This window comes from Stappia sp. WLB 29, assembly GCF_023507705.1.
GTDB lineage: Bacteria > Pseudomonadota > Alphaproteobacteria > Rhizobiales > Stappiaceae > Stappia.
Genome location: NZ_JALBGD010000002.1, coordinates 391,921 through 414,972, shown reverse-complemented (window position 1 = coordinate 414,972; position 23,052 = coordinate 391,921). Strand labels below are relative to the sequence as shown.

The 23,052-nt window shown below is 67.2% G+C and carries 24 protein-coding genes; 8 read left to right on the top strand and 16 right to left on the bottom strand.

Annotation, left to right across the window (positions count from 1 at the left end; all coding sequences use genetic code 11):
• Window positions 1-17 precede the first annotated feature (17 nt).
• From pyrC to MNI96_RS05170, 7 genes are all read right to left on the bottom strand, one after another.
• Window positions 18-1,067, bottom strand: a complete 1,050-nt coding sequence (gene pyrC, locus MNI96_RS05200; RefSeq protein ID WP_249690967.1) for a dihydroorotase — start codon at window positions 1,065-1,067, stop codon at window positions 18-20.
• Window positions 1,064-2,347, bottom strand: coding sequence for a Zn-dependent hydrolase (locus MNI96_RS05195; protein WP_249690965.1), 1,284 nt, complete (start codon window positions 2,345-2,347; stop codon window positions 1,064-1,066). The genes pyrC and MNI96_RS05195 overlap by 4 nt, the downstream gene beginning before the upstream one ends.
• On the bottom strand, window positions 2,344-3,288 hold the full coding sequence (locus MNI96_RS05190; RefSeq protein ID WP_249690963.1) for a dihydroorotate dehydrogenase: 945 nt from the start codon (window positions 3,286-3,288) through the stop codon (window positions 2,344-2,346). The genes MNI96_RS05195 and MNI96_RS05190 overlap by 4 nt, the downstream gene beginning before the upstream one ends.
• Window positions 3,282-4,133 carry a dihydroorotate dehydrogenase electron transfer subunit gene (locus MNI96_RS05185; RefSeq protein WP_249690960.1) on the bottom strand — a complete coding sequence of 284 codons (852 nt, stop codon included), beginning with the start codon at window positions 4,131-4,133 and terminating at the stop codon, window positions 3,282-3,284. Before MNI96_RS05185 ends, MNI96_RS05190 begins: the two co-directional genes overlap by 7 nt.
• Window positions 4,130-5,416, bottom strand: coding sequence for a TRAP transporter large permease (locus MNI96_RS05180; RefSeq protein WP_249690958.1), 1,287 nt, complete (start codon window positions 5,414-5,416; stop codon window positions 4,130-4,132). Before MNI96_RS05180 ends, MNI96_RS05185 begins: the two co-directional genes overlap by 4 nt.
• Window positions 5,413-5,916: a TRAP transporter small permease gene (locus tag MNI96_RS05175; RefSeq protein ID WP_249690956.1), complete on the bottom strand. Its 504-nt coding sequence runs from the start codon at window positions 5,914-5,916 to the stop codon at window positions 5,413-5,415. The genes MNI96_RS05180 and MNI96_RS05175 overlap by 4 nt, the downstream gene beginning before the upstream one ends.
• A 265-nt stretch (window positions 5,917-6,181) precedes the next feature.
• Window positions 6,182-7,204, bottom strand: coding sequence for a TRAP transporter substrate-binding protein (locus MNI96_RS05170; protein ID WP_249690954.1), 1,023 nt, complete (start codon window positions 7,202-7,204; stop codon window positions 6,182-6,184).
• Window positions 7,205-7,438: 234 nt separating this feature from the next.
• Here MNI96_RS05170 and MNI96_RS05165 point away from each other — a divergent pair, with 234 nt between their 5' ends.
• On the top strand, window positions 7,439-8,359 hold the full coding sequence (locus MNI96_RS05165; protein ID WP_249690952.1) for a helix-turn-helix domain-containing protein: 921 nt from the start codon (window positions 7,439-7,441) through the stop codon (window positions 8,357-8,359).
• Between the two features lie 31 nt (window positions 8,360-8,390).
• On the opposite strand, the gene MNI96_RS05160 is transcribed toward MNI96_RS05165, so the two are convergent.
• Window positions 8,391-9,113, bottom strand: a complete 723-nt coding sequence (locus MNI96_RS05160; protein ID WP_249690950.1) for a GntR family transcriptional regulator — start codon at window positions 9,111-9,113, stop codon at window positions 8,391-8,393.
• 177 nt (window positions 9,114-9,290) lie between these two features.
• Between MNI96_RS05160 and MNI96_RS05155 the strand changes: the two genes are divergently transcribed.
• The 6 genes from MNI96_RS05155 to MNI96_RS05130 all read left to right on the top strand — a co-directional run bounded on the left by MNI96_RS05155 (window position 9,291) and on the right by MNI96_RS05130 (window position 15,981).
• Window positions 9,291-10,328, top strand: coding sequence for a C-terminal binding protein (locus tag MNI96_RS05155; protein WP_249690949.1), 1,038 nt, complete (start codon window positions 9,291-9,293; stop codon window positions 10,326-10,328).
• An 84-nt stretch (window positions 10,329-10,412) separates the two neighbouring features.
• Window positions 10,413-11,429 carry a TRAP transporter substrate-binding protein gene (locus MNI96_RS05150; protein WP_249690947.1) on the top strand — a complete coding sequence of 339 codons (1,017 nt, stop codon included), beginning with the start codon at window positions 10,413-10,415 and terminating at the stop codon, window positions 11,427-11,429.
• A gap of 98 nt (window positions 11,430-11,527) precedes the next feature.
• On the top strand, window positions 11,528-12,127 hold the full coding sequence (locus MNI96_RS05145; protein WP_249690945.1) for a TRAP transporter small permease subunit: 600 nt from the start codon (window positions 11,528-11,530) through the stop codon (window positions 12,125-12,127).
• Window positions 12,120-13,448, top strand: coding sequence for a TRAP transporter large permease (locus MNI96_RS05140; RefSeq protein ID WP_249690943.1), 1,329 nt, complete (start codon window positions 12,120-12,122; stop codon window positions 13,446-13,448). The genes MNI96_RS05145 and MNI96_RS05140 overlap by 8 nt, the downstream gene beginning before the upstream one ends.
• A 42-nt stretch (window positions 13,449-13,490) precedes the next feature.
• Entirely contained in the window at window positions 13,491-15,095 is a 1,605-nt protein-coding gene (locus MNI96_RS05135) for a GMC family oxidoreductase (RefSeq protein ID WP_249690940.1), read from the top strand.
• 37 nt (window positions 15,096-15,132) lie between these two features.
• Window positions 15,133-15,981, top strand: a complete 849-nt coding sequence (locus MNI96_RS05130) for a fumarylacetoacetate hydrolase family protein (protein ID WP_249690938.1) — start codon at window positions 15,133-15,135, stop codon at window positions 15,979-15,981.
• Between the two features lie 48 nt (window positions 15,982-16,029).
• On the opposite strand, the gene MNI96_RS05125 is transcribed toward MNI96_RS05130, so the two are convergent.
• The 5 genes from MNI96_RS05125 to MNI96_RS05105 form a co-directional block, all read right to left on the bottom strand.
• Window positions 16,030-17,334 carry a TRAP transporter large permease gene (locus MNI96_RS05125; protein ID WP_249690936.1) on the bottom strand — a complete coding sequence of 435 codons (1,305 nt, stop codon included), beginning with the start codon at window positions 17,332-17,334 and terminating at the stop codon, window positions 16,030-16,032.
• A complete protein-coding gene (locus tag MNI96_RS05120) occupies window positions 17,331-17,813 on the bottom strand; it encodes a TRAP transporter small permease (RefSeq protein ID WP_249690935.1) in 483 nt (160 codons plus the stop codon). Before MNI96_RS05120 ends, MNI96_RS05125 begins: the two co-directional genes overlap by 4 nt.
• 74 nt (window positions 17,814-17,887) lie before the next feature.
• Entirely contained in the window at window positions 17,888-18,964 is a 1,077-nt protein-coding gene (gene dctP / locus MNI96_RS05115; RefSeq protein ID WP_249690934.1) for a TRAP transporter substrate-binding protein DctP, read from the bottom strand.
• Between the two features lie 25 nt (window positions 18,965-18,989).
• Window positions 18,990-19,781 (bottom strand): alpha/beta fold hydrolase, encoded by a 792-nt coding sequence (locus MNI96_RS05110; protein ID WP_249690933.1) that lies wholly within the window; start codon window positions 19,779-19,781, stop codon window positions 18,990-18,992.
• Window positions 19,781-20,332: a cupin domain-containing protein gene (locus tag MNI96_RS05105; RefSeq protein WP_249690932.1), complete on the bottom strand. Its 552-nt coding sequence runs from the start codon at window positions 20,330-20,332 to the stop codon at window positions 19,781-19,783. The genes MNI96_RS05110 and MNI96_RS05105 overlap by 1 nt, the downstream gene beginning before the upstream one ends.
• A 165-nt stretch (window positions 20,333-20,497) precedes the next feature.
• Between MNI96_RS05105 and MNI96_RS05100 the strand changes: the two genes are divergently transcribed.
• The gene (locus MNI96_RS05100; RefSeq protein WP_249690931.1) at window positions 20,498-21,430 is read left to right on the top strand and encodes a LysR family transcriptional regulator; all 933 of its coding nucleotides are present in this window, start codon (window positions 20,498-20,500) and stop codon (window positions 21,428-21,430) included.
• 8 nt (window positions 21,431-21,438) lie between these two features.
• On the opposite strand, the gene MNI96_RS05095 is transcribed toward MNI96_RS05100, so the two are convergent.
• The 3 genes from MNI96_RS05095 to fdhD form a co-directional block, all read right to left on the bottom strand.
• A complete protein-coding gene (locus MNI96_RS05095) occupies window positions 21,439-21,894 on the bottom strand; it encodes a YaiI/YqxD family protein (protein ID WP_249690930.1) in 456 nt (151 codons plus the stop codon).
• Between the two features lie 128 nt (window positions 21,895-22,022).
• The gene (locus MNI96_RS05090) at window positions 22,023-22,247 is read right to left on the bottom strand and encodes a formate dehydrogenase subunit delta (RefSeq protein WP_249690929.1); all 225 of its coding nucleotides are present in this window, start codon (window positions 22,245-22,247) and stop codon (window positions 22,023-22,025) included.
• Window positions 22,237-23,052, bottom strand: a complete 816-nt coding sequence (gene fdhD, locus MNI96_RS05085; protein ID WP_249690928.1) for a formate dehydrogenase accessory sulfurtransferase FdhD — start codon at window positions 23,050-23,052, stop codon at window positions 22,237-22,239. The genes MNI96_RS05090 and fdhD overlap by 11 nt, the downstream gene beginning before the upstream one ends.

The window sequence follows — 23,052 nt, the reverse complement described above, 5'->3', positions numbered from 1 at the left end:
GGCTTGGCCGCCGGCCCTTACGACCTGCGGGCCGCGACCGTCCAGCGGACCGGCACCATGGGGTCGAAAACCGTGACCGTGCCGTCGCCGGTCACCACCTTGTCCGGCACCGGGACCGGCGCCTCGCGCTTTTCCAGGACGAGCCGGCCCTCGTTCGGCGGCAGACGGTAGAAGGCCGGTCCGTTGAGCGAGGCGAAGGCCTCGAGCTTGTCGAGCGCGCCCTCCTCCTCGAAGACATGGGCAAGGCAGGCCATCGCGTTCGGCGCGGTGAAGATGCCGGCGCAGCCGCAACCGCATTCCTTCGCCGGATCCACATGCGGCGCCGAATCGGTGCCGAGGAAGAAGCGCGCGTCGCCCGAGGTCGCGGCCTCGCGCAGCGCCAGCCGGTGTTCCTCGCGCTTGGCGACGGGCAGGCAGTAGTAGTGCGGGCGGATGCCGCCGGCGAAGATCGCATTGCGGTTGATCATCAGGTGATGAACCGTGATCGTCGCGGCCAGATCCTTCTCCTGCGAGCGCACATACTCGACGCCGTTGCGCGTCGTCACATGCTCCAGCACGACGCGCAGGCCCGGAACGCGCCGGCGCAGCGGATCGAGCACCGTTTCCAGGAACACCGCCTCGCGATCGAAGATGTCCACGGCAGGATCCGTCACCTCGCCATGCACGCAGAGCGGCAGGCCGATCTCGGCCATGCGCTCCAGCACCGGGATGACCTTGGAAAAGTCGCGCACGCCGCCATGCGAATTGGTGGTGGCGCCGGCCGGATAGAGCTTCACCGCCTTGACGAGGCCGCTCCGGAAACCGGCCTCGACATCGTCCGCCTCGGTGTCCTCGGTCAGGTAGAGCACCATGAGCGGCGTGAAGTCGTGCCCCTCGGGAAGGGCGGCGAGGATGCGCTGGCGATAGGCTTCCGCATGGGCGGTGGTGACCACCGGCGGCACCAGGTTCGGCATGATGATCGCACGCGCGAAATCGGCGGAGCTGTGCGGCAGGACGCCGGCGAGCATCGCCCCGTCGCGCAGGTGGAGATGCCAGTCGTCGGGCGTCCGGATCGTCAGCTGTGTCATGGCGCAACCATAAGATATTGATGGACGATATCGGTGGCGGAAAGGAGATCGGGCAGCTCCATCGCCTCCTGCGGATTGTGCGAGCCGTTGCGATTGCGCACGAAGACCATGCCGGCCGGCACGCCGGCGGCCGAGAAGACCGCCGCATCGTGTCCGCCGCCGCTCGCCATCACGAACGGCTCCTGGCCGACTGTCTCCATGGCCTTGCTCAGGCGCGCGACGAGATCGGCATCGCACAGGGCGGGGGCAACGCGCAACTCCTCGTCGAGCTCGAAGCGCACTTTCCGGTCCCGCTCGATCTGCGCCATCTCCGTCTTCAGCAGGTCGCGCATCTCGTCCAGCACCCGCGCGCTCTGGCTGCGGATGTCGAGACTGAAGGACACCTGGTCGGGAATGCGCGTCATCGCGTGCTTATCCGGGTCGGTGCCGACGATGCCGCTGGTCAGCACCAGGTCGTCGCCCTTGGCGAGAATCGTTGCCCAGCTTTCGTCGAGCCGCACCAGGAGGTCGGCCATGGCCAGCACCGGATCGCGGCGGAAGGCGCGCGGCACGGCGCCGGAATGGCCGGCCTCGCCGACGCAGCGCAGGGAGCGGTAGCGGATGTTGCCACGGATGCCCGAGACCACGGCGGCCGGGACCGCCTTGCCGATCAGCAGCGGCCCCTGCTCGATATGCACCTCGAGATAGGCCTCGATCCGCGACAGGTCGATCAAGGGCTTGCCGGCGCGCACCGGCGCCATGTCGATGCCGATGGCTTCCATATGCGCATCGAGCGTGCGGCCGTCGCCCTTGTGGCGGGCGGCGAGATCGGAGGCGGACAGCGTGCCGGTCAGCGCCTTGGAGCCGATGTAGCACGGGCCGAACCAGGCGCTTTCCTCGCCGCGCATGGCAAGCACATGCACCGGGAAAGCGAACTTGCGCCCCTCGCGCCGCGCCCGCACCAGGCACAGCAGGCCGGCGACGACACCGGCAAGGCCGTCGAAATTGCCGCCGAAGGGGACGCTGTCGACATGCGAGCCGATGACCGTGTAGCGCTCGGCGTCGCGGTCGCCCGGCAGGCAGAAATTGGCGTTGAGCCCGGCGTCGTACCAGACCTCCAGCCCCTCGCGGCGGGCGAAGTCCTCCAGGAAGGACAGCGTCTTCGTCTCGATGTCGGAAAAGGCCGGACGGCTGACGCCCTCCACGTCCGGCGACATGCGCGCGATCTCGTCGAAGAGGAAGCCGGCAAGGCGCAGTTCCTCCGCGCGGTCGTAGGCCCCGGACTTCCTCAGCGCGGTCACGGCGCCGCCTCCATGAACACGACGCCCTCCTTCTGCTCCTCGTCGATCAGCGTGCCGATCAGGTCGCGGACGGACGACAGCTTCTCGCGCTCCAGATAGCGCTCCAGCTCGGCGATGACGGTGACCATCGCGGTCGGATTGATGAAGGTGGCGGTGCCCACCTGCACGGCGGTGGCACCGGCGATGAGGAACTCGATCACGTCCTCGGCGGTGGAGATGCCGCCGCAGCCGATCACCGGGATCGTCGTCGACTTGGCGCACTGATAGGCCATCCGCAGGGCGATGGGCTTCAGCGAGGGGCCCGACAGGCCGCCCATCAGGTTGCCGAGCTTCGGCCGCCGGGTGCGGATGTCGATGGCCATGGCCAGCAGCGTGTTGGCGACGACCAGCGCGTCGGCGCCGCCTTCCTGCGCCGCGCGCGCCACTTCCGGCGTCTCGCCGGTGTTGGGCGTCAGCTTGGCCCACAGCGGCAGATGCGTCGCCGCGCGCAGCTTGCGCATCACGTCGTAGGTCGAGGAGGGACGGATGGCAAAGGCCTTGCCGTCTTCCTCGATGTTCGGACAGGAGATGTTGACCTCGATGGCGGCAACGCCCTCCACCGTCACTTCCGAGCACAGGCGGGCGAATTCGTCCGCCGTGTTGCCGGAGATCGACACGACCAGCGGCGTCTCGTAGGCGCGGTAGAACGGCACCACCTTGTCGAGGAAGGCGCTAACGCCCTTGCTCGGGATGCCGATGGAATTGAGCATCGACGAGCCGACCTCGCACACGCGCGGCGTCGGATTGCCGTCGCGCAGGCCCCGGGTGATCGTCTTGGTGACATGGGCGCCGAGGCACTCGATGTCGAAGACCTCCGCCAGTTCCTCGGAGAAGGTGCCCGAAGCGGGCATGATCGGGTTCTTCAGCGTCAGGCCGGCGATGTCGACGGACAGGTCTACCATGGCATGGCCTCCTGGATATCGAAGACGGGGCCTTCGCGGCACACGCGCAGCTGCACGGTCTTGTCGCCCTTGCGGAACGGCCGGACGCAGCAGTGGCACATGCCGAGGCCGCAGGCCATCTGCTGCTCCAGCGCGATCTCGCCGGGAATGCCGTGGCGCTTGCCGATGCGCTGCAACAGGGTCAGCAGGCGGTTGGAGCCGCAGGTGTAGAAGGCATCGATGCCGGGACCTGCGACCCTCTCCTCGATCACCTGTTCCAGATGCTCGAGCGACGAGGTGCCTTCCGCGTCGGTGACCGGGATGATCTCGGCCCCCAGCTCGCGGAAATAGTCGATGGACATCAGCAGGTCCGGATGGCGGGCGCTGCAGATCGCGGTGAGATGGCGGCCGAGGCGGTTGGCCTCCAGCGCCAGCGGCGCCAGCGTTGCAAGGCCGACGCCGCGGGCGACGAGCACCAGCCGCTGCCAGTCGTCGTCGATGCGGAAGCCCTGGCCGAGCGGGCCCATGACGTTGAGCGCATCGCCCTCGCGCAGCTGCGCCAGCGCCCGGGTGCCGGCCCCCGCCACCTTGTAGAGGAAGTGCAACTCGCCGCGCTCGGGATAGAAGCCGTAGATGCTCATCGGCCGGCGCAGATAGGGCGTCTCGCCGCCGAGCGCCGGGCACAGCAGGTTGAAGAACTGGCCGGCACGGCACAGATCGAGCATCTCGCGCGGGGCCGCCAGGACGAGGCGCATGTACTCGCCGTTGACCGGGTCGTTGGAGAGCACGGCGAGGCCCCGCTCGAAGACGACGGGTTGCGCCCGTCCGCCGGCAGCGGACGCGGGTCTTGTCAGAACGCTGGTCATCCGAACACCAGATTGGGCAGGAAGGTGGAGATCGACGGGATGTAGGTGATGATCCCGAGGGCCACGAGATTGGCGATCACGAAGGGCCAGATGCCGGAAATGATCGTCATCACCGGCTTGCCGAGCGTCGAGGACGCCACGAACAGGTCGAGCCCGAAGGGTGGCGTGATCATGCCGGCGGAGATGTTGAGCGTGACGATCATGCCGAAATGCACCGGGTCGATGCCCATCGCCATCGCCACCGGATAGAGCGGCGGCACGAGGATCAGCAGCGCCGAATTCGGGTCGATGAACATGCCCGCGATCAGGAAGACGACGTTGACCACCAGCAGGAAGACGATCGGCCCCGCATCGACGGCGGCCAGGAACTCCAGGATCTGCCCCGGGATCTGCGCCAGCGTGATGAAGTAGGAGAGCAGGCCGCCGAGCGCCAGCAGGATGAAGATGATGGCGGTGGACACGGCCGCCCGCTCGGTCACCTTGAACAGCTTCGCCAGGGTCAGCTCGCGGAACACGACCATCTCCACGAAGATGGCGTAGACGACGCTGACGGCGGCGGCCTCGGTCGGGGTGAAGACGCCCGAATAGATGCCGCCGAGGATGATCGCCGGCATGCCGAGCGCCCAGCCCGAATGCGCGACGGCGCGCAAACGGTCGCCCCAGGAGGTGCGCTCGCCGGCCGAAACCCCGGCGCGGCGCGCCTCGACGGCGACCATGATGGCGAAGACGAGGCCGAGCACCACGCCGACCGCCATGCCGGCGACGAACAGGCGCGCGACCGAGGTGCCGGTCATCCAGCCGTAGATGATGAAGGTGATCGACGGCGGGATCAGCAACGCCGTCTCGGCGCTGGAGGCGATGAGGCCGAGCGAGAACTTGTCGCTGAAGCCGGCCTTGCGCATTTCCGGATAGACCAGCCGGCCCATCGCCGCCACCGTCGCCGGCGCCGAGCCGGACACGGAGCCGAAGGCCATCGAGCCGCCGACGATGGTGTAGCCGATGCCGCCCTTGCGATGGCCGAGCAGCGACTGGACGAGGCTGGTGAGGCGGCGGGCGATCTGGCCCTCGCCCATCAGCTCCGCCGCCAGGATGAAGAAGGGAATGGCGAGCAGCGTCGAATGGTTGATGCCGCCGAGAATCTTCTGCACCACGACCGGATCCGGCAGGGAGCCGTAGAAGAACTGCTTGATCAAGAGGGCCGGCACGCCGAGCACGAGAAACATCTCGAAGCCCGCGATCAGCAGCACGACGGCCAGCGCAACGATGAGGAAGAGGAGAATCATGCCTCGTCGGCCTCCCGTGCCGGCGTGCGGTCGATCAGCCCGAGGAAGCTCAGCAGGTAGCGCAGGGCAAGCAGCCCGAAGCCGACCAGGGGCGCGACATAGATCCAACCCATCTCGAGGCCCAGCGTCGGGCTTTTTTGGCCGGAGCCGAAGACGAACAGCGTCATCTTCCAGGCGAGCCAGACGAGATAGAGCGAAAAGAGGAAACCGACGGCATCGATGATGCGCTGGACCGGCAGGCGGGTCGCCTCGGCGATGCGAGACCGCCAGGTATCGACGGCGACGTGCCGGCCGATCTCGAGCGCGTAGCCGAGGGCGAGGAAGACCAGGTAGAGGTTCATCAACCGGACCGCCTCCTCGATCCAGCCGAGGCTGGAGGCAAGGGGGCTGCCCGAGGCGCGAACGACGACATTGACGAAGTAGAGCCCCGCCATCGCCAGGAAAATCGAAACGAGTGCGCACCGTTCGACGGTGCGCAGGACCGAAAGAGCACTGCGCATAGATCTGCTCCAGACATCCGCCGCATGGTCCGTCCCGTCCGCCACCGGACGGTGGTCGGGAGGAAGCTTGCGGGCGCGGTCCGAGCCGCGCGGACATTCAGGTCTGTACTGACGCCGGCCGGTACGGGCCGGGTGGCATCCGCCCGCTGCAACACCGCAGGCGGAAGACTGTGCGGGCTTTGTCCGGGCCCGCCCTGCCGGACGAAGCGGCAGGTAAAGAGCCTGCGGGCGCGGTCCGGGCCGCGCCCGCGGGCACCGCCGACGATTACTTGGTAACCGCGGCGTATTCCTGTTCGTACAGGTTCACCAGCTCGAGGCCTTCCTCGCCCGCGCCCTGGATGTAGGCGTTACGGGCAGCCGGGTACATGGTCTCGCGGAACGCGGCCTTCTCCTCGGCGGAGAGCTCGCGCACCTCGACGCCGGCAGCCTTGATCTCTTCCAGCGAGGAGGCGACCGAGGCCTTCTTGTGGGCGATCAAGTCCGGGACGACCTCGGCGAAGGCGTCGGTGATGATGGTGCGGTACTCTTCCGGCAGGCTGGCCCAGAAGGTCGGATTGAAGAGGATCACGTCCTCCATCGCGCCGTGGTTGGAGAGCACCAGGTACTTCTGCACCTCGTAGAACTTCATGGCGCGGATGGTGTCGAGCGGGTTCTCCTGGGCATCGACGACGCCGGTCTGCAGCGAGGTGTAGAGCTCGCCGAAGGGCAGCGCGATGGCGGAGGCGCCGACGGCCTTGAACTGCTCGATCAGGATGCTGGAATCCATCACGCGGAACTTCTGGCCGGAGAAGTCTTCCATGGAGGCGAGCGGCTTGCTGGAGGAGAAGTTCTTCCGGCCGTTCGGCCAGAGCATCAGGCACTCGACGCCGCGGCTTTCGAAGGACTCGCAAAGCGCCTTGCCGAAGGTGCCCGAACGCAGTTCCTGGGCCTTGGCATCGTCTTCCGGCAGCAGGAAGGGAATGTCGAGGATCGACACGACCGGGTTGAAGCCGCCGAGGAAGGCAGCCGGAGCGACGGTCGCCTCAAGCGAGCCGAGCTGCACGCCCTCGGTCATCTCGCGCTGCTGGCCGAGCTGGCCCTGCGGGAAGATCTGGAACTCGACGGCGCCGTTGGTGCGCTCGGCGACCAGTGCCGCAACCTTCTCGAGGTGCACGTGGCGGGACTGCTGGGTCGACTCCAGATGGCCGATCTTGGCGACGAAATCCGCCGCGAAGGCACCGGTCGAGAAGGCGACACCGGCAACGGCGAGAACGGCCGTTGCGGCCAGTTTGCGAACAGTATGTGTCATAGGGCTCCACCTCTAAGGCTAACAGGCACTGGATACGCTTTTGTTTCTTGGCGCGATACAGGCGCGGAAGAGAACAGCGTATTGAGCGATCCGGATGCTGTCAACGACTCATCTCAAAAATGAGACAATTGGACAATTCGTCCAAGAACTGATTATCATGCCAGGAATTGAACACTGCAACGGTCATCCGGCCTCGCGCCGGCATCGCCTGCTCCCAGCCCACGGGACACCCTTTTGACCCAGGACGACGACACCATCCGTTTCAGCGATATCGGCGCAAGGCTGAGGGCCTATCGCCTCGGCAAGGGGCTGACGCCGGAGGCGCTGGCGGAGAAGCTCGGCATTTCTCGGGCTGCCCTCTACCGGGCCGAAAAGGGCGAGATTCGCAAGATCGAGATGCTGACCTCCATCGCCGACGAACTCGGCGTGTCGCTGCCGAGCCTGCTCGGCGTCGGCGTGGAATATGTCAGCACGTCCATCGGCTTCTTCGAGCGCATGCGCCAGCTGGAGGACGAGTGCCAGCAGATCATCGGCCTGTTCAGCCCGATGTCCTACCTGCTCACCTCCGACGGCTACGACGAGATCCTCAAGGAAGTGCTGCTCGAATCGATTCCCGAAGGCACGGACCCTGCGGGCGAGGCCGCCGAGGCGGTGGAGCGGCTGCTGGAGATCCTGCATGCGCGAAAGGACGCCTTCCGCCTGCGCCGGCCGCTGATCGTCAGCCTGATCTCCTCGGCCGACCTGGAGCGGTTCCTGCTGCACGGGCTGATCGGCCGCCACGACCTGCCGCCGGAAACGGCGGAACGCCGCCGGCTGATGGCACGGCGCGAGGCGGAGTATCTGCTGGCGATGCTGCGCGACCAGCCCATCGGCATCCAGATCGGCATCGTGCGCGGCCCGGTGCCGGCGACGAGCTTCCAGATCTTCCGACAGCCCAACCGCTCGGTGCTGGCGATCAGCCCGTTCCGGCTCGGCGAACAGCCGAACGTGCGCCTCGGCGTTGCCTTGATCACCTCGGCCGCCGAGGCGATGACGCTGCACGAATCCATCGCCGAACGCCTGTGGGGCGACGCCCTCAAGGGCGCGGAGGCGATCGCCTATCTGGAAGCGATGATCGACAAATACGCGATCGCGGACACGCCGGCCGCCGGCTGAGACGGCGCAGTCGCCCTACGGCAGCGCCGACCTAGGGAAGTACGGGGGCGGACAGCGCCGCCAGGCACTCCTCGTCCGAGCGCCGCTTGCCCTTCTGCCGCGCGGAAGGGCCGGCCTGCAGCCCGTTCTCCGGCAGGGCGAGCGAGCGGTTGATCACCAGGATATGCTCCTGCAGCAGGGCATGCGCCGCATCGAACTCGCGCCGCACGATGAGGTCGCGCATCTCTACATGCTCGGAGAAGGACCGGCTCCAGAAATTGCCCTCGCCCGACTGCAGCCTTGCGCGCAGCGCCTCCAGCGCCGTCGCGGTGAGGTCGTAGGCCTTTTCCAGGTAGCGGTTGCCGGCCATCTGCAGGATGACCCGGTGATAGGCGCTGTCGGCGCGGCTGTAGAGCCACCACTCGCCCACGTCGATGGCGTGCTGCATCTGGGAGATCGCCCCGTTCAGCCGGTGTACCAGCGCATCGGGATCGCGCGCCAGCGCATCCTGCAGCGCCTCGCGCTCGAGCATCGCGCGGAAGCGGCTCATCTCCGCAACATCCTGCCGCGAGGGCGTGACCACATAGGTGCCGGCCTGCGGCACGATGGTGACCAGCCCCATGTCGCGCAGGTCCATGAAGGCCGCGCGCACCGGCGCCTTGCTCATGCCCAGTGCCCGGGCGATCTGCTCTTCCGAGAGCCGTTCGCCGAACTCGAACTTGCCCGACACGATCGCATCGCGCAGCCGCTCGCAGGCCTCCTGAGTGAGTGACAAGGGCATCTCCTTCCCGGTCCGGCGGCAGTCCCAGCGCGGACGAACAAGCCTGAAATCACCCGAATTCCGGACTTTTTCAAGCGCGATAAAAACCGTTTGACATTCCATGAAATTCTAGAATTCTAGAATGGAAACGTCAATCGCCAATTGCGTACCGAGAACTCCAAGAGGTTCCCCATGTCCCGCCTACGCCTGCTGACCCCCGACGCCCAGTACCCGGACGACGCCCTGATCGAGAGGGCGACGGCGGGCGAGGAGGTCGACTGGGACATCCATCGGGAGCGTAGCTTCGACCGGCTGCCGGACGTGGTGCTGCGCGGCTGCGACGCAATGGTGGTGTGGCACGAGATGCCGGTGACGCGCGAGATGATCGCAAGGCTGGAGCGCTGCCGCATCATCGTGCGGGCCGGCGTCGGCTTCGACCATATCGACCTGGACGCGGCCGCCGCGGCCGGCATCCCGGTCTGCAACACCCCCGACTACGGCACCAGCGAGGTGGCCGACCACGCCATCGCCCTGATGCTGACCCTGCGCCGCGGCATCGGCTCCTATCACCGCAACCTGATGGCCTCGCCACAGGACGGCTTCGACCATGCCCGCGCCCCGCTGCTCGCCCGCCTGAGAGGCAAGACCTTCGGCGTCGTCGGGCTGGGCCGCATCGGCATCGCCGCGGCGCTGCGGGCCAAGGCCTTCGGCATGCGCGTGCTCGCCTATGACCCGCTGGTCTCGCGCGGCACGGAGATCGCTGCCGGTGTCGACCGCTGCGACCGTCTGGAGGAGCTGCTGGCGCAGGCGGACGTGGTCAGCCTGCACTGCCCGCTGACGCCGCAGACGCTGAAGATGATCAATGCGGAGCGGCTGGCGCAGATGCAGCCGCATGCAGTGCTGATCAACACCGCCCGCGGCGCCATCATCGACATGGATGCGCTGCTGGAGGCCCTGCGCAACGGCACTATCGCGGGAGCGGGTATAGACGTGCTGCCGGTCGAGCCGCCCTCGCCTGCGGATGCCATCGCCCGCGCCTATGCGAACGGCGCCGACCCTATCGTCGGGGAACGTCTGTTCGTCACCCCGCATGCCGCCTGGTCCAGCCCGGAAAGCGTTGCCGACGCCCGCCGCCTGTCGGTGGAGACGGCCATGCAGTTTCTGCGCGAGGGACGGCTGCGCAACCTGGTGAATTCGCCGGTCACGACCTCGCTGAGCGGCGTCGCCTGACGTGGCAGACTTCGCGGGAAACACCTGCGACACGATCCTAGGACATGGGATCAGACAAACATGTCCGCCCCTGGGAGGAAAACCATGAGAAAGATGCTTGCAACCGCCATCCTGGCCACCGGCATGCTGGCCGGCACCGGTGCCCTGGCGCAGGAGTTCGAGTTCACGTTCCAGTCGGTCGACCCGGCCGGCAACCCGAACTTCGCCATCCAGCAGGCCTGGACCGAACGGGTGAAGGAAATGTCGGGCGGCCGCCTCGTCATCGAACTGCTGCCGGTCGGCGCCGTGGTCGAATACAACGAGACCCAGGACGCCGTCGGCTCCGGCATTCTCGACGGCCATATCACCGATGTCAGCTACTTCTCCGGCAAGGACCCGGCCTTCGGCCTGATCGCCAACCCGATCGGCGCCTGGTCGTCGCCCGACGAGATGTTCCGCTTCATCAACTATGGTGGCGGCCACGAGCTGATGAACGAGCTGGAAGGCCCCTACGGCCTGCGCTTCATCGGCGCCACCACGACGGGCCTGGAAGGGTTCGTCTCCGCCCGTCCGCTCGACGGGGTCGACGACCTCAAGGGCCTGAAGGTCCGCGCTCCGGAAGGCCTGATCCAGGAAGTCTTCGCCGCCGCCGGCGCGGTGCCGGTTAACCTTCCCTATTCGGAGGTCTATACCGCGCTCGACAAGGGCGTGATCGATGCCGCGGACTCCACCGTGTTCTCGACCAATCACCAGCAGGGCCTGCACAAGGTCGCCCCGCATCCCGTCTATCCCGGCTTCCACTCCATGCCGCTGGTCGAGGTGTCGATGAACCTCGAGAAGTGGAACGCCCTGCCGGCCGACCTGCAGGCGATCCTCACCGTCTCGGTGCGCGACTTCGCGCAGGATTCGGTCGCCATCCTGTCGATGAACGACCTGAAGACCTATGCGGAAGCCACCGCCGATCCGAACATCACCGTCCACAACTGGCCGGCGGACGAGCGGGCCCGGTTCCGCACCATCGCCATGGATCAGTGGGCCAAGATCGCCGAGCGTTCGGACAACGCCCGCAAGGTCTACGACACGCTGACCACCTACCTGGAAAGCCAGGGCCTGCTGAACTGAGCCAGGCCCGCATGCCCCCCGGGCGCACATCCCGTGCGCCCGGGCCTTTTGCCCAAGAACACCCGACAGCACCGCGCCCCAGACCGGAGTGGCTCCCCATGTCCGAAGCCCCGGACCCGCGTCCAGACATAGCCGGCATCGCCGGTGCCCCCGCAAGGCGGCTCGAACACCTGCCGGAAGCCGGGCGGCTCGGCTGGGCCATCACCCGGATCGCACGGCTTTTCGCCGTCGGCATCATCGTTGCGATGGCCGTGCTCGTGCTGGAGATCTTCCTGCGCTACGTCTTCAACTCGCCGACCACCTGGGCCCACGAGACGACGACCTTCCTCAGCGCCCTCACCTTCATCTTCGGCGGCCTCTACTGCGTCGCGCGCAACAGCCACATCCGTGTCGTGCTGATCTACGACCTCGTCGGCCCGCGCCTGCGCAACCTGCTCGACGTGCTGATCTCCCTCGCCTGCCTCGGCGCCAGCCTATCCTTCGCCTGGGCCGCCTGGCTGATGGCGCGGAAGGCGATTTATCGCCCCGACGGCAGCTTCGCGCTGGAAACAAGCGGCAGCGCCTGGAACTCGCCCGCCCCGGCGGTCCTGAAAGTTTTCCTGTTCGCCGTCCTGGTGACGATGAGCCTCCAGTTCCTGGTCCTCACCTTCAATTACCTGCGCGGCCTCGCAAGGCCTGAGAGGCACGACGATGCTTGACCTTCTCGATCTCGGCCTGAACCTGAAGGCGCTCGGCATCGAATACGGCACGCTGGTCCTGTTCGCCCTGCTGGTGGCCCTTCTGCTCACCGGCATGCCGCTGGCGCTGGTCACCCTGCTGGTGGCGCTCGTCTTCGCCATCGGCTGGTTCGGCCCCAATGCGGTGCCTCTGATCACCAGCCGCGTCTATTCCTTCGTCTCCTCCTTCGTCTTCGTCTCCGTGCCGATGTTCGTGCTGATGGCGGCGATCCTCGACCGCTCCGGCATTGCGCGGGATCTGTTCGACGCCATGAAGCTGGTCGGCGGCCGCCTGCGCGGCGGGGTCGCGGTGCAGACCGTCTTCGTCGCGGTGATCCTGGCGGCGATGAGCGGCATCATCGGCGGCGAGATCGTGCTGCTCGGCCTCGTCGCGCTGCCGCAGATGCTGCGCCTCGGATACGACAAGCATCTGGCCATCGGCGTCGTGTGCGCCGGCGGTGCGCTCGGCACCATGGTGCCGCCCTCCATCGTGCTGATCATCTACGGCCTGACTGCCAACGTGTCCGTCGGCGAACTGTTCACCGCCGCCTTCGTGCCGGGCTTCATGCTGGCCGGCCTCTACATCGCCTATATCCTCTTCCGCTCCTACACCGATCCCACGGTCGCCCCGCCGCCACCGGAAGACCGCCCGTCCTTCTCCGAGATGCTGCCCCTGCTGCGCGGCCTCGTCCTGCCCATTCTCGTCGTCTCGGTGGTGCTCGGCTCGATCTACGGCGGCATCGCCTCGGTGACGGAGGCCTCTGCCATCGGCGTTGCCGGCGTCATCGTCTCGACGATCCTGCGGCGCGAGTTCTCCTTCTCCATGCTGCTCGACGCGGCGATGCACACGCTGGCCACCGTCGGCATGATCATGTGGATCGGCATCGGCGCCAGCGCGCTGGTCGGCGTCTACAACCTGATGGGCGGCATCCGTTTCATCTCCTCGCTGATCACCGGCGTCTCGGACTCGCCCACCGTCATCATCCTGCTGATGATGGTCATCCTCTTCGTGCTGGGCATGTTCCTGGACTGGGTCGGCATCGCGCTGCTGACCATGCCGATCTTCGTCCCGATCGTGATCGGCCTCGGCTATGACCCGGTGTGGTTCGGCGTGCTCTTCGCCATGAACATGCAGGTGTCGTTCCTGACGCCGCCCTTCGGACCGGCCGCCTTCTACCTCAAGAGCGTGACCCCGCCGGAGATATCGCTCGGCGAGATCTTCCGCTCGCTGGTGCCCTTCATCTGCCTGCAGGTCCTGGCGGTGGCGATCCTGATCCTCTTCCCCGGCATCGCCCTCTACTGACGCCGGCCGCTCGCCTCCAACACAGCCCCTTCGGATACCTTCATGACGTCCACCCTCGACGGCGACTACGACTACATCATCATCGGCGCGGGAACCGCCGGATGCGTGCTCGCCAACCGCCTGAGCGAAGACCCGCGCACCCGCGTCCTGCTGCTGGAAGCCGGCGGCCGCGACACCTATCCCTGGATCCACATCCCGGTCGGCTATCTCTACTGCATGGGCAACCCGCGCACCGACTGGATGCTGCGCACCCAGCCCGAGGACGGTCTGAACGGCCGCTCCCTCGCCTATCCGCGCGGCAAGGTGCTGGGCGGCTGCAGCTCCATCAACGGCATGATCTCCATGCGCGGACAGGCCGCCGACTACGACGGCTGGGCCGCGCTCGGCAACACCGGCTGGAGCTGGGAGGACGTGGTGCCGCACTTCCTGCGCTCGGAAGACCGGCCGGGCGGCGACGGTCGGCTGCACCGCGAGGGCGGCGAATGGAAGGTCGCGCGCCAGCGGCTTAAATGGCAGTTGCTGGAGGACGTGCAGGCGGCGGCGGCGGAAATGGGCATTCCCCGCAGCACCGACTTCAACGCCGGCGACAACGAGGGCGCCGGCTATTTCGAGGTCAACCAGAAGAACGGCCGGCGCTGGAGCGCCGCCCGCGCCTTCCTGAAGCCGGCCTTGAAACGCCCCAACCTGCGCCTCGTCACCCATGCCGAGGTGGAGCGCATTCTCATTGAGGACGGGCGCGCCGTCGGCGTCGCCTTTTCCCGCGGAAACAGGCGGGGCGAAGCGCGCACGCGCGGCGAGGTGCTGCTGGCCGCGGGCGCGATCCACTCGCCGGTGCTGCTGGAACGCTCCGGCATCGGCCAGGGCGCGCGCCTGAAGGAAGCCGGCATCGATGTCGTGCAGCATATGGAGGAGGTCGGCGAGAACCTGCAGGACCACCTGCAGCTGCGCATGGTGTTCCGCGTCGAGAACGCGCTGACGCTGAACCAGATCGCCAACTCGCTGACCGGCAAGATCTCGATGGCGGCGGAATATCTGTGGCGCCGCTCGGGCCCGCTGTCGATGGCGCCGAGCCAGCTCGGCATCTTCACCCGCAGCGGCCCGGACCAGGCAACGCCGGATCTGGAATACCACATCCAGCCGCTGTCCACCGACCGGCTCGGCGAGCCGCTGCACCCCTATCCGGCGGTCACAGTGTCGGTGTGCAATCTGCGCCCCGAAAGCCGGGGCAGCGTGCACATGTCCGGCAGGCCGGACGACCCGCCGCAGATCGCGCCGCGCTATCTGAACACCGCCGGCGACCGCGAGATCGCCCGCCGCTCGTTGCTGCATGCCCGAAAGCTGATGACCATGCCGGCCCTGCGCAAATATACGCCGAAAGAAGCCCTGCCGGGCGCGGAGATCGTCTCCGATGCCGAGCTGATCCACGCGGCGGGCGACATCGGCACGACCATCTTCCACCCCGTCGGAACCTGCCGGATGGGCGGCGACGAGCGGGCGGTGGTCGACCCGCAGTTGCGTCTGCGCGGCCTGGCGGGCCTGAGGGTGGTCGATGCCTCGATCATGCCCCGCATCGTCTCCGGCAATACGGCAACGCCCGTGGTGATGATCGCCGAAAAGGCCGCCGACATGATCCTGCGCCCGGCCTGAGCGGCGCATCCCGTTTCAAGACCCGAAAGGACGACCCATGAAGTTTCTCCGCTTTGGACCGGCGGGCGCGGAAAAGCCCGGTTGCCTCGACGCGGCCGGCACGATCCGCGATCTTTCCGGCCTGATCGACGATTTCACGCCGGAAACGCTCTCCTGCGAGACGTTGGACCGGCTCAAGGGCACCGACCTTGCCGCGCTGCCCGAAGTGCCGGCCGGCACCCGCATCGGTCCGTGCGTCGGTGCGGCGCGCAATTTCTTCGCGGTCGGGCTGAACTATACCCGCCATGCCCGCGAGACCAACAATCCGGAGCCGGCCGAGCCGGTGCTCTTCTCCAAGGCGACGTCCTGCATCTGCGGGCCGAACGACCCGATCATCCTGCCGAAAGGCTCGGTCAAGACCGACTGGGAAGTGGAGCTCGGCATCGTCATCGGCCGGGTCTGCGAGCATGTCGAGGAAGCCGGTGCCCTCTCCCATGTCGCCGGCTATTGCACGGTCAACGATGTCAGCGAGCGCGCCTTCCAGATCGAGCGCGGCGGCCAGTGGATCAAGGGCAAGTCGGCCCCGAATTTCGGCCCGCTCGGCCCCTGGCTGGTGACGCCGGACGAGGTCGGCGACCCGCAGGATCTCGCCCTCACCCTGTCGGTCAATGGCGAGACGATGCAGGACAGCTCGACCTCGGACATGATCTTCGGCGTCGCCACGATCATCTCCTACATGTCGCGCTTCATGCGGCTGATGCCCGGCGACATCATCGCCACCGGCACGCCGGAAGGCGTCGGCCTCGGCTTCACCCCGCCGCGCTTCCTGCGCGAGGGCGATGTGGTGGAGCTGTCGGTGGAAAAACTCGGAGCCCAGCGGCAGACCGTCATCGCCTACGACAGCTGACGGGAGAAAACCTGCGGCGCGGCGGTCGTTTACCGCCGCGCCGCGACGTCAAAGCAGCGAGGGCACCAGGGTCGCCAGCGGCGGGAACACATAGACCGCGACGGCGATGCCGAGGATCATGATCCAGTAGGGTGCAAGGCCGCGGAACACCTCGGAGAGGCGCAGCTCCCTGTCCGGGATCGCCGCCAGCACCACGAAGGCGCCGATGCCGAAGGGCGGCGTCAGCACGCCGGCCTCGATCACCAGGATGCCGACGATGGCGAAGACCACCGCATCGATGCCCATCGCCTGCGCGATGGGCCAGAACAGCGGCACGGTCAGCAGCATGATCGAGATGCTGTCGACGAAGCAGCCGAGCACCAGCCAGATCGCCGCCATCACCAGAACCGTGCCGGTAGGCCCGAGCTCCATCGTCTCGAACAGCATGCCCACCACCTGCGGGATGCCGGCAAGCGCCAGCAGCTTCGAATACATCGCCGCGCCCAGCAACAGCAGCATGATCGGCGTGACCACCATGCCCGCCTCGCGGGTCGCCTCGACGATGGCGCCCCGGCTCATGCCCTTTGCGAGGGAGAGCAGAAGCGCGCCGGCAAGGCCGACGGCGCTTCCTTCCGTCGGGGTGAAGAAGCCGCCCCAGATGCCGCCGAGCGTGACGACGATGATCGCCAGGATGCCGAAGATGCCGACCGGATCGGGCCGCGGCGCGCTGTCCGGCGCGATGGCGGTCTCGGCTTGCACGATCTGCGGATTGCGGATCGCCCGCACCACGCAGTAGAGCGCGAAGAGCACGGCCAGCGCGATGCCCGGCAGGACGCCGGCGGCGAACAGCCGGCCGATGGACTGCTCCGTCAGAATCGCCCAGACGATCATGAAGACCGACGGCGGGATCAGGAGGCCCAGCACCGAGGAGCCGGCGATGCAGCCGGCGGCGAAGCTGCGGCGATAGCCGGCCGCCTGCATCGAGGGATAGGCGATGTGGCTGAAGGTGGCGGCCGCCGCGACGCCGACGCCGGTCACCGCCGCAAAGAAGGCGTTGCCCGCAACCGTTGCCACCGCAAGACGCGCCGGCACGCGGGAGAACGTGCGATTGGCGGCGGAGAAGAGGTCTGTCGCCGCGCCCGAGCGGGCGATCAGCAGGCCCATCACCGCAAACAGCGGGATCACCATCAGATTGTAGTCGCGAATGCCGTCGAAGGCCGTCTGCTGCAACAGGCCGAGCGTCATCCACCAGTCCTGGAACAGCAGGTAGAGCCCGACGGTGGAGCCGATGAGAAAGGCCAGCGCGATATGCACGCCCGCCAGCGCCAGCACGAAGATGAGGCCAAGGGCGATGACCGCGGTCTGTTCGATCATCGCGTGCTCCTCATGAAGGTGGTGCGGGCCTTGCTCAGGAAGGCGACCGCCAGCATGCACCACAGCAGCGCGACCGCGAGGCGCACCGGCCAAGCGGTGACGCGGAACGCATCGGTGCCGAAGAACTCGCGGGTCCGGTAGGCCTGCTCGATGGGTTCGACGGAGATCGCGGCAAGGCACAGGAACAGCCCCGCGCCGACCAGATTGGCCAGCGTCACGGCAAGCTTCAGCACCGCGCCCGGCAGCTTTTCCAAAAGCAGCGTCATCTGCAGCAGCCGGTCCTGCAGCAGCGCCTTCATCGCCTGCAGGAAGGTGACGAGGACCAGCGCGATGGCGACGAGATCGGCCGTGCCGGCGAAGGGTCGCCCGAAGGCAAGGCGGGCGCACACGTCATAGACGATGAGCCCGGCACAGAGATAGACGACGAGGCTGCCGAGATCCGCCAGCAGGCTCGCCGCCCGATTGATGAAGCGTTCCATGTCTTTCCACCGGTTGGACGGACGGCACAAGACGAAAGCGGGCCGGACGTGGCGCCCGGCCGGCTTCGCCTCACTTAGAACTGGTAGTCCGTCGGGAAGGTATAGCCTTCCTCGCCGAGGATCCGGATATAGGTCCTCAGCACCTCCGCGGTGGGATAGCCGCGATCTTCCAGGCCGGCAATCGAGGTGACCGGAATGTCGGTCACCGCCCGTGCCCAGCGGGCCCGCTGCTCGTCGGAGAGATCGCGCACGGTGATGCCCTCGGCCGCAAGCTTCTCGGCGAGTTGGCGGTCGCGCTCGGCACTGCGCTCGGCGACGATCACCGCCGCCTCGGCCGCAACCTCGTCGATGATCGCCACTACGTCCTCGGGCAGCCGCGCGCGGGTGTCCTTGTTCATGAAGGAGACGAAGGTCGCCAGCGAGCCGAAGCCGGTCCGGGTGAAGGTCGAGGACACTTCCTTGAGCTGGAAGGCTTCCATGCCGGAGATGAAGAACAGGCTGCCTTCGGCAAGGCCCGTCTGCATCGCCTGGTAGTGCTCTCCGATGCCGAGATTGACCGGCGCGGCGCCGATCGGCACGAACAGCGGCGCGTTGGTGCCGGCCATGGCGATGCGCCGGCCGCGGAGCTCGTCGATGGTCGTCCAGTCGAAGCTGGTGGCAAGGCCGTAGGCCTCGGTGACCATCATCGACAGGATATGGGCGTTGTAAGGCTCCATGCTCTCCTGCAGGCTCGGCACCTCGGCAAGCATGCGCGAGGCGACCCGCCCCTGCAGCACCGGATCGGATGTGGTGAAGGGGACCATGGCGCTGTAGTTCAAAAGCGCCGCCCGCGACTGCTCGAAGCCGATGGGCGACAGGCCGATGTCGAGCGTGCCGCGCTGCACCGCCTCGACGGCGCCGTCGACCTTGGCGACGCTGCCGCCCCAGGCCTTGATGAAGCGGATGTCGTGCCCCGTACGCTGCTTGACCCGCTTCTGCACCTCGTCGGCGAAGAACGTGTCATAGGTGGCGATATAGGTCAGGCCGGTCGTGTGGCCGCCGCCCATGCGCAGCAGGAAGCTGTCCGCCTGCGCCCCGAACGTGCCGGCAAGCAGCAGCGCCGCAGCGCACACGCTCCCGCCGAACCCCTTGATCCACGTGCCCAGTTTCATTTTTTCCCTCCCAGGTATTCCTGCCTCAGATGGCTGCCAGCACGGTGCGTGCAAACTCCTCCGGGGCGTTGACATAAGGATAGTGTCCACCGGAAATTTCCCGGTGAGCGGCGACCGGCCAGCTCTCGCGGAACAGGGCCCTGGCCCGCTCGCCGACAATCGGATCGTCATGGCAGTCGACCACCGTCACCGGACCGGCGAAACGCTCGCCCGGGGGCACCGGCAGCGACGAGGTCACCTCCAGCAGGCGGCCCTTCAGGTCCTCCGCCGCCAGCCATCCCGTCATGGCCTGCAGCAGAAGCTCGGACAGCATCGCCGGCGGTGCGGATGCCGCGCGCTCGCGCCACTCCTCGCGCAAGCCTGCCGCTGGCGTTGCCGCAATCGCAGCATGGTCGAACAGCGGATGCGGCTTGAGATCCTCTGCCTCGACGAAGCCGTTGCACAGGATCAGCGCGTCGAACGGCCCGTCCGTGGCCGCATGCTGCAGCCACCAGGCGCTGTAGGAACAGCCCAAGGCGACAGGCGCCGCAAGGCCGAGATCCCGCGCCAGGCGCTCGGTTCGCCGGGCAAGCTCGCGCGGGGCGAGCGTGCCGGGATAGTCGACCAGCACCGGATCCACGCCGCCGGCCGCCAGCAGCGGCGCGGCAAGGCAGAAGAACTCCGAAGTGCCGCTCGCGCCCGGCAACAGGATCACGGGCCGGCCCGCCGGCGAAGCGGACCGGCGAAACGACAGGGCACCGTTCGCGCCCTGCGTCCTGGGAAAAGCCGCGTCCAGCGCGGCAAGCGGCCTTCCCGTCAGGTTTGCGCCAGAGGCCATCAGCTTTCCAGCAGGCCCCGCTCGCGCAACTCGTCCATGGCACCCGGCGAGAACTCGGCCTTCGGCTGGTTGCCGCCGATGACGAACATCAGCAGATGCTCCTTGTCCGGCTCGTCGAAGGTGATGTTCTCGAAGCGGCGCTGGACGCCCGGAGGAAACGAGATGACGTCGTGCGGGCCGAGCTCGAAGGCCTCGACCTGGCCATCGACTTCCCACGAACAGCGCCAACGGCCGGTCATCGGAATGAAGGTCTCGTTGGTATCGTGGTTGTGCATCATCGGTCCCTTGCCGGGCTTGGCGTGGCAATAGCCGAGATTGAAGCCCTCGGAGATCTTGATCGATGCGTTTTCCGCAGCCTGTGCGCCGACCGGCGAGGTCGTCGCGACATCGGATCCCTCCGGCGGCTGGAAGCCGACGACGTTGTACAGCGTGCGCTTGCACTCGGGATGATTGCTGTCCGGCAGTCCGCCGTCGAACCCCTTGAGTTCGGAGAAAAGGGCAACGCGCTTGCGCATCTCCTCACGGGTGACGCGGATCGTCTTCAAAGCCATTACGACCTCCCTGGCCTGGTTGCGTGATAACCGGCGCTGCCGGTTTTGCCCTCCGTGCAACTACGGAGAACTATCACGATGGAGAATGGCGCGAGGGGATCGTTTGCAGCAATCGGCTTGCCTTGATATGTTTCATTCGATTTCCGAATAGCTGAAGAGTATGAAATGGCTGGCCCCGACTACAGCCTGAAGGACCTGCGGGCGCTCGACGCCCTGCTGCGCGACCGGCATGTCAGCCAGGCTGCGAACCGGCTCGGCATGAGCCAGCCGGCGATGAGCATGACGTTGAAGCGCCTGCGCGCGATCTTCGACGATCCGCTGCTGATCCGCCAGGGCAACAAGCACGTCCTGACCGACGTGGCGCGCGGCCTGCACGAACGGGCGCAGATCCTGATCCGCGAGATGGAAGGTCTGGTCGACGACAGCGGCGGCTTCGATCCGCTGCGCTCGCGCCGCACCTTCACGCTGATCCTGACCGACTATATCGACGCGATCCTGATCCCCTCGCTGCAGCAGCGGTTCCGGGACCTCGCACCGGAGGTGCGGCTGCGCATCGTCGGGCCGGACCCGTTTCGTCTCGCGCGCGTCTTCGGAGAGGGCAGCGTCGACCTGACGGTATCCTATTTTCCCGATGCGCCGGGCGACCTGATCTCGCGCAGGATGTTTTCCGACAAGATGGTGTGCCTTGCCAGGCGCGGCAATCCGGCGATTTCCGGCGACCTGACTCTGGCCGGCTTCTGCAATCTCGACCATGTCGCCATCGAGCCGGCCGAGGCGACCATGTACCGCGCCGTGCTGGACGAATCCCTGGCCAAGCTGAACCTGGTGCGCCGGGTGGCGATCTCCAAACCGGACTTCGTCGGCGTGCCGTTCCTGCTGGAGCGTTCGGACCTTGTCGCGACCATGCCCGAGCGTCTCGCCCGGCTGTTCACCGCGAAATTCGACCTCGTCACCTTCTCGCCGCCGATCGACCTGCCGCCGCTCGACATCCAGATGATGTGGCACAAGAGCACCCACCTGTCGCCGGCCCATGTCTGGCTGCGCGATCAGGTGATCCAGGTCTGCCGGCAGCAATCGCCAGAGACCGATGGCGACTAAGGCGGCCGTCAGGCGCCGTTGAGTGCGCGCCGGGTCAGCCGGTCGAGCGATTGCAGGAAGCGGGAGCGGTCGGCCTTGGAGAAGGAACGCCCGCCGCCCTGATGGAAGGGATCGGCGGCGCGAATGTCCTGCATCAGGTCACGGGTCGCGAGCCGGCCGCCGATATTGGCCGTATCGAGAATCTGGCCGTCGTGCTGCAGCACATGCGCCCCCGCTTTCACGCAGCGGTCGGCAAGCGGCAGGTCGGCGGTCACCACCACATCGCCCGGACCGCATTGCTCGGCGATCCACTTGTCGGCCTCGTCCGGGCCTTCGGCAACGACCTTTAAGGATATCAAGCGGTTGGAGGATGGGCGCAGGCCGCCGTTGCACACGAGCACGACCGGCACATCGAGCCGGCTCGCGACGCGTTCCACCTCGTCCTTCACCGGACAGGCATCCGCATCGACATAGATCGTGGTCACGCCTCTACTCCCCTTGCCGCTCAAGCGCCGCAGGCCAGCCTTGCGAGCCGCCTCGGCGCCGCCCTTATAGGAGGTCTTTTGAGGGAGCGAAATCCGGAGGGCGAAAATCGATGCGACAGGGGCGCCGCTCAGGCGGCCTGCTTCGGCTTGCGGATGGCGGGAGCTGCCTCGACCACCAGCGGATCGAAGCCGGCACCGCCCGCCTCCAGCATGGCGAAGAGCTGGTTGCGCATGCGCGGCTCCCAGAACTTGCTGATGTGGTCGGCGATCCCGGCCACCGCCTCGTCATGCGGGCGGGTCCGGAAGAAGCCGCCGATCTGGTTGGCCATGTAGGTCAGTTTGTCAGGCGACATCTTTGAGGCTTCCCCCGATGATCCTTTGCGGATGCGTGAAGAGTTCGAATTCGTCGCCGCGCGCGACGGCCGCGAGGGTGATGCCGGCGGCCTCGGCTTCGTCGACGGCAAGGGCGGTGGGCGCGGAGACCGCGACGAGGATGCCGCAGCCGGCGACCGCCGTCTTCTGCACCAGTTCGATGGACAACCGGCTGGTGAGGACGATGGCCCCCGTCGCCATGTCGATGCCGGCCCGCGCCGCCGCGCCGATCAGCTTGTCGAGCGCATTGTGCCGGCCGACATCCTCGCGCACCAGAACGAGCCCGCGCTCGCTCTGCCAAAAGCCCGCAGCGTGGACGGCACGGGTGCGCAGGTTCAGCGCCTGCGCCTTGGCCATCGCGGCAACAGCACGCGACACCTCGGCCGGCGCGAGCCGAACCTCGGCGGAAACGGATGCGATCTGGCGCATCGCCGCCTCCAGGCTTTCGATCCCGCACAGCCCGCAGCCGACCGGCCCGGCCATCGACCGGCGCCGCTCGCCGAGCCGCGCGCTGGCATCGCCGGCAAGACTGACCTGCAGGTCGAGGCCGCGGCCGCAATCGACCGCGGCGACCTCCTCGACCTCCGCCACCGAGGCGACCAGCCCTTCCGTGAGCGAGAAGCCGTAGGCGAGATCCTCCAGATCGGCCGGTGTTGCCATCAGCACGGCATGGGACGTGCCGTTATAGCTGATCGCCACCGCCACCTCCTCCGCAAGCTCCCTGGTGGAGGCGGAGAAGCGGCCGTTGCGATAGGCGGTGCCGGAGGCGGGGCGATGGGTGACCAT

Bases quoted from the DNA above. Each gene is read 5' to 3' on its own strand.
- pyrC (WP_249690967.1), bottom strand. From the start codon at position 1,067: ATGACACAGCTGACGATCCGGACGCCCGACGACTGGCATCTCCACCTG.
- MNI96_RS05190 (WP_249690963.1), bottom strand. From the start codon at position 3,288: ATGGTAGACCTGTCCGTCGACATCGCCGGCCTGACGCTGAAGAACCCG.
- MNI96_RS05185 (WP_249690960.1), bottom strand. From the start codon at position 4,133: ATGACCAGCGTTCTGACAAGACCCGCGTCCGCTGCCGGCGGACGGGCG.
- MNI96_RS05180 (WP_249690958.1), bottom strand. From the start codon at position 5,416: ATGATTCTCCTCTTCCTCATCGTTGCGCTGGCCGTCGTGCTGCTGATC.
- MNI96_RS05175 (WP_249690956.1), bottom strand. From the start codon at position 5,916: ATGCGCAGTGCTCTTTCGGTCCTGCGCACCGTCGAACGGTGCGCACTC.
- MNI96_RS05170 (WP_249690954.1), bottom strand. From the start codon at position 7,204: ATGACACATACTGTTCGCAAACTGGCCGCAACGGCCGTTCTCGCCGTT.
- MNI96_RS05155 (WP_249690949.1), top strand. From the start codon at position 9,291: ATGTCCCGCCTACGCCTGCTGACCCCCGACGCCCAGTACCCGGACGAC.
- MNI96_RS05150 (WP_249690947.1), top strand. From the start codon at position 10,413: ATGAGAAAGATGCTTGCAACCGCCATCCTGGCCACCGGCATGCTGGCC.
- MNI96_RS05145 (WP_249690945.1), top strand. From the start codon at position 11,528: ATGTCCGAAGCCCCGGACCCGCGTCCAGACATAGCCGGCATCGCCGGT.
- MNI96_RS05140 (WP_249690943.1), top strand. From the start codon at position 12,120: ATGCTTGACCTTCTCGATCTCGGCCTGAACCTGAAGGCGCTCGGCATC.
- MNI96_RS05135 (WP_249690940.1), top strand. From the start codon at position 13,491: ATGACGTCCACCCTCGACGGCGACTACGACTACATCATCATCGGCGCG.
- MNI96_RS05130 (WP_249690938.1), top strand. From the start codon at position 15,133: ATGAAGTTTCTCCGCTTTGGACCGGCGGGCGCGGAAAAGCCCGGTTGC.
- MNI96_RS05125 (WP_249690936.1), bottom strand. From the start codon at position 17,334: ATGATCGAACAGACCGCGGTCATCGCCCTTGGCCTCATCTTCGTGCTG.
- MNI96_RS05120 (WP_249690935.1), bottom strand. From the start codon at position 17,813: ATGGAACGCTTCATCAATCGGGCGGCGAGCCTGCTGGCGGATCTCGGC.
- dctP (WP_249690934.1), bottom strand. From the start codon at position 18,964: ATGAAACTGGGCACGTGGATCAAGGGGTTCGGCGGGAGCGTGTGCGCT.
- MNI96_RS05110 (WP_249690933.1), bottom strand. From the start codon at position 19,781: ATGGCCTCTGGCGCAAACCTGACGGGAAGGCCGCTTGCCGCGCTGGAC.
- MNI96_RS05105 (WP_249690932.1), bottom strand. From the start codon at position 20,332: ATGGCTTTGAAGACGATCCGCGTCACCCGTGAGGAGATGCGCAAGCGC.
- MNI96_RS05100 (WP_249690931.1), top strand. From the start codon at position 20,498: ATGGCTGGCCCCGACTACAGCCTGAAGGACCTGCGGGCGCTCGACGCC.
- MNI96_RS05090 (WP_249690929.1), bottom strand. From the start codon at position 22,247: ATGTCGCCTGACAAACTGACCTACATGGCCAACCAGATCGGCGGCTTC.
- fdhD (WP_249690928.1), bottom strand. From the start codon at position 23,052: ATGGTCACCCATCGCCCCGCCTCCGGCACCGCCTATCGCAACGGCCGC.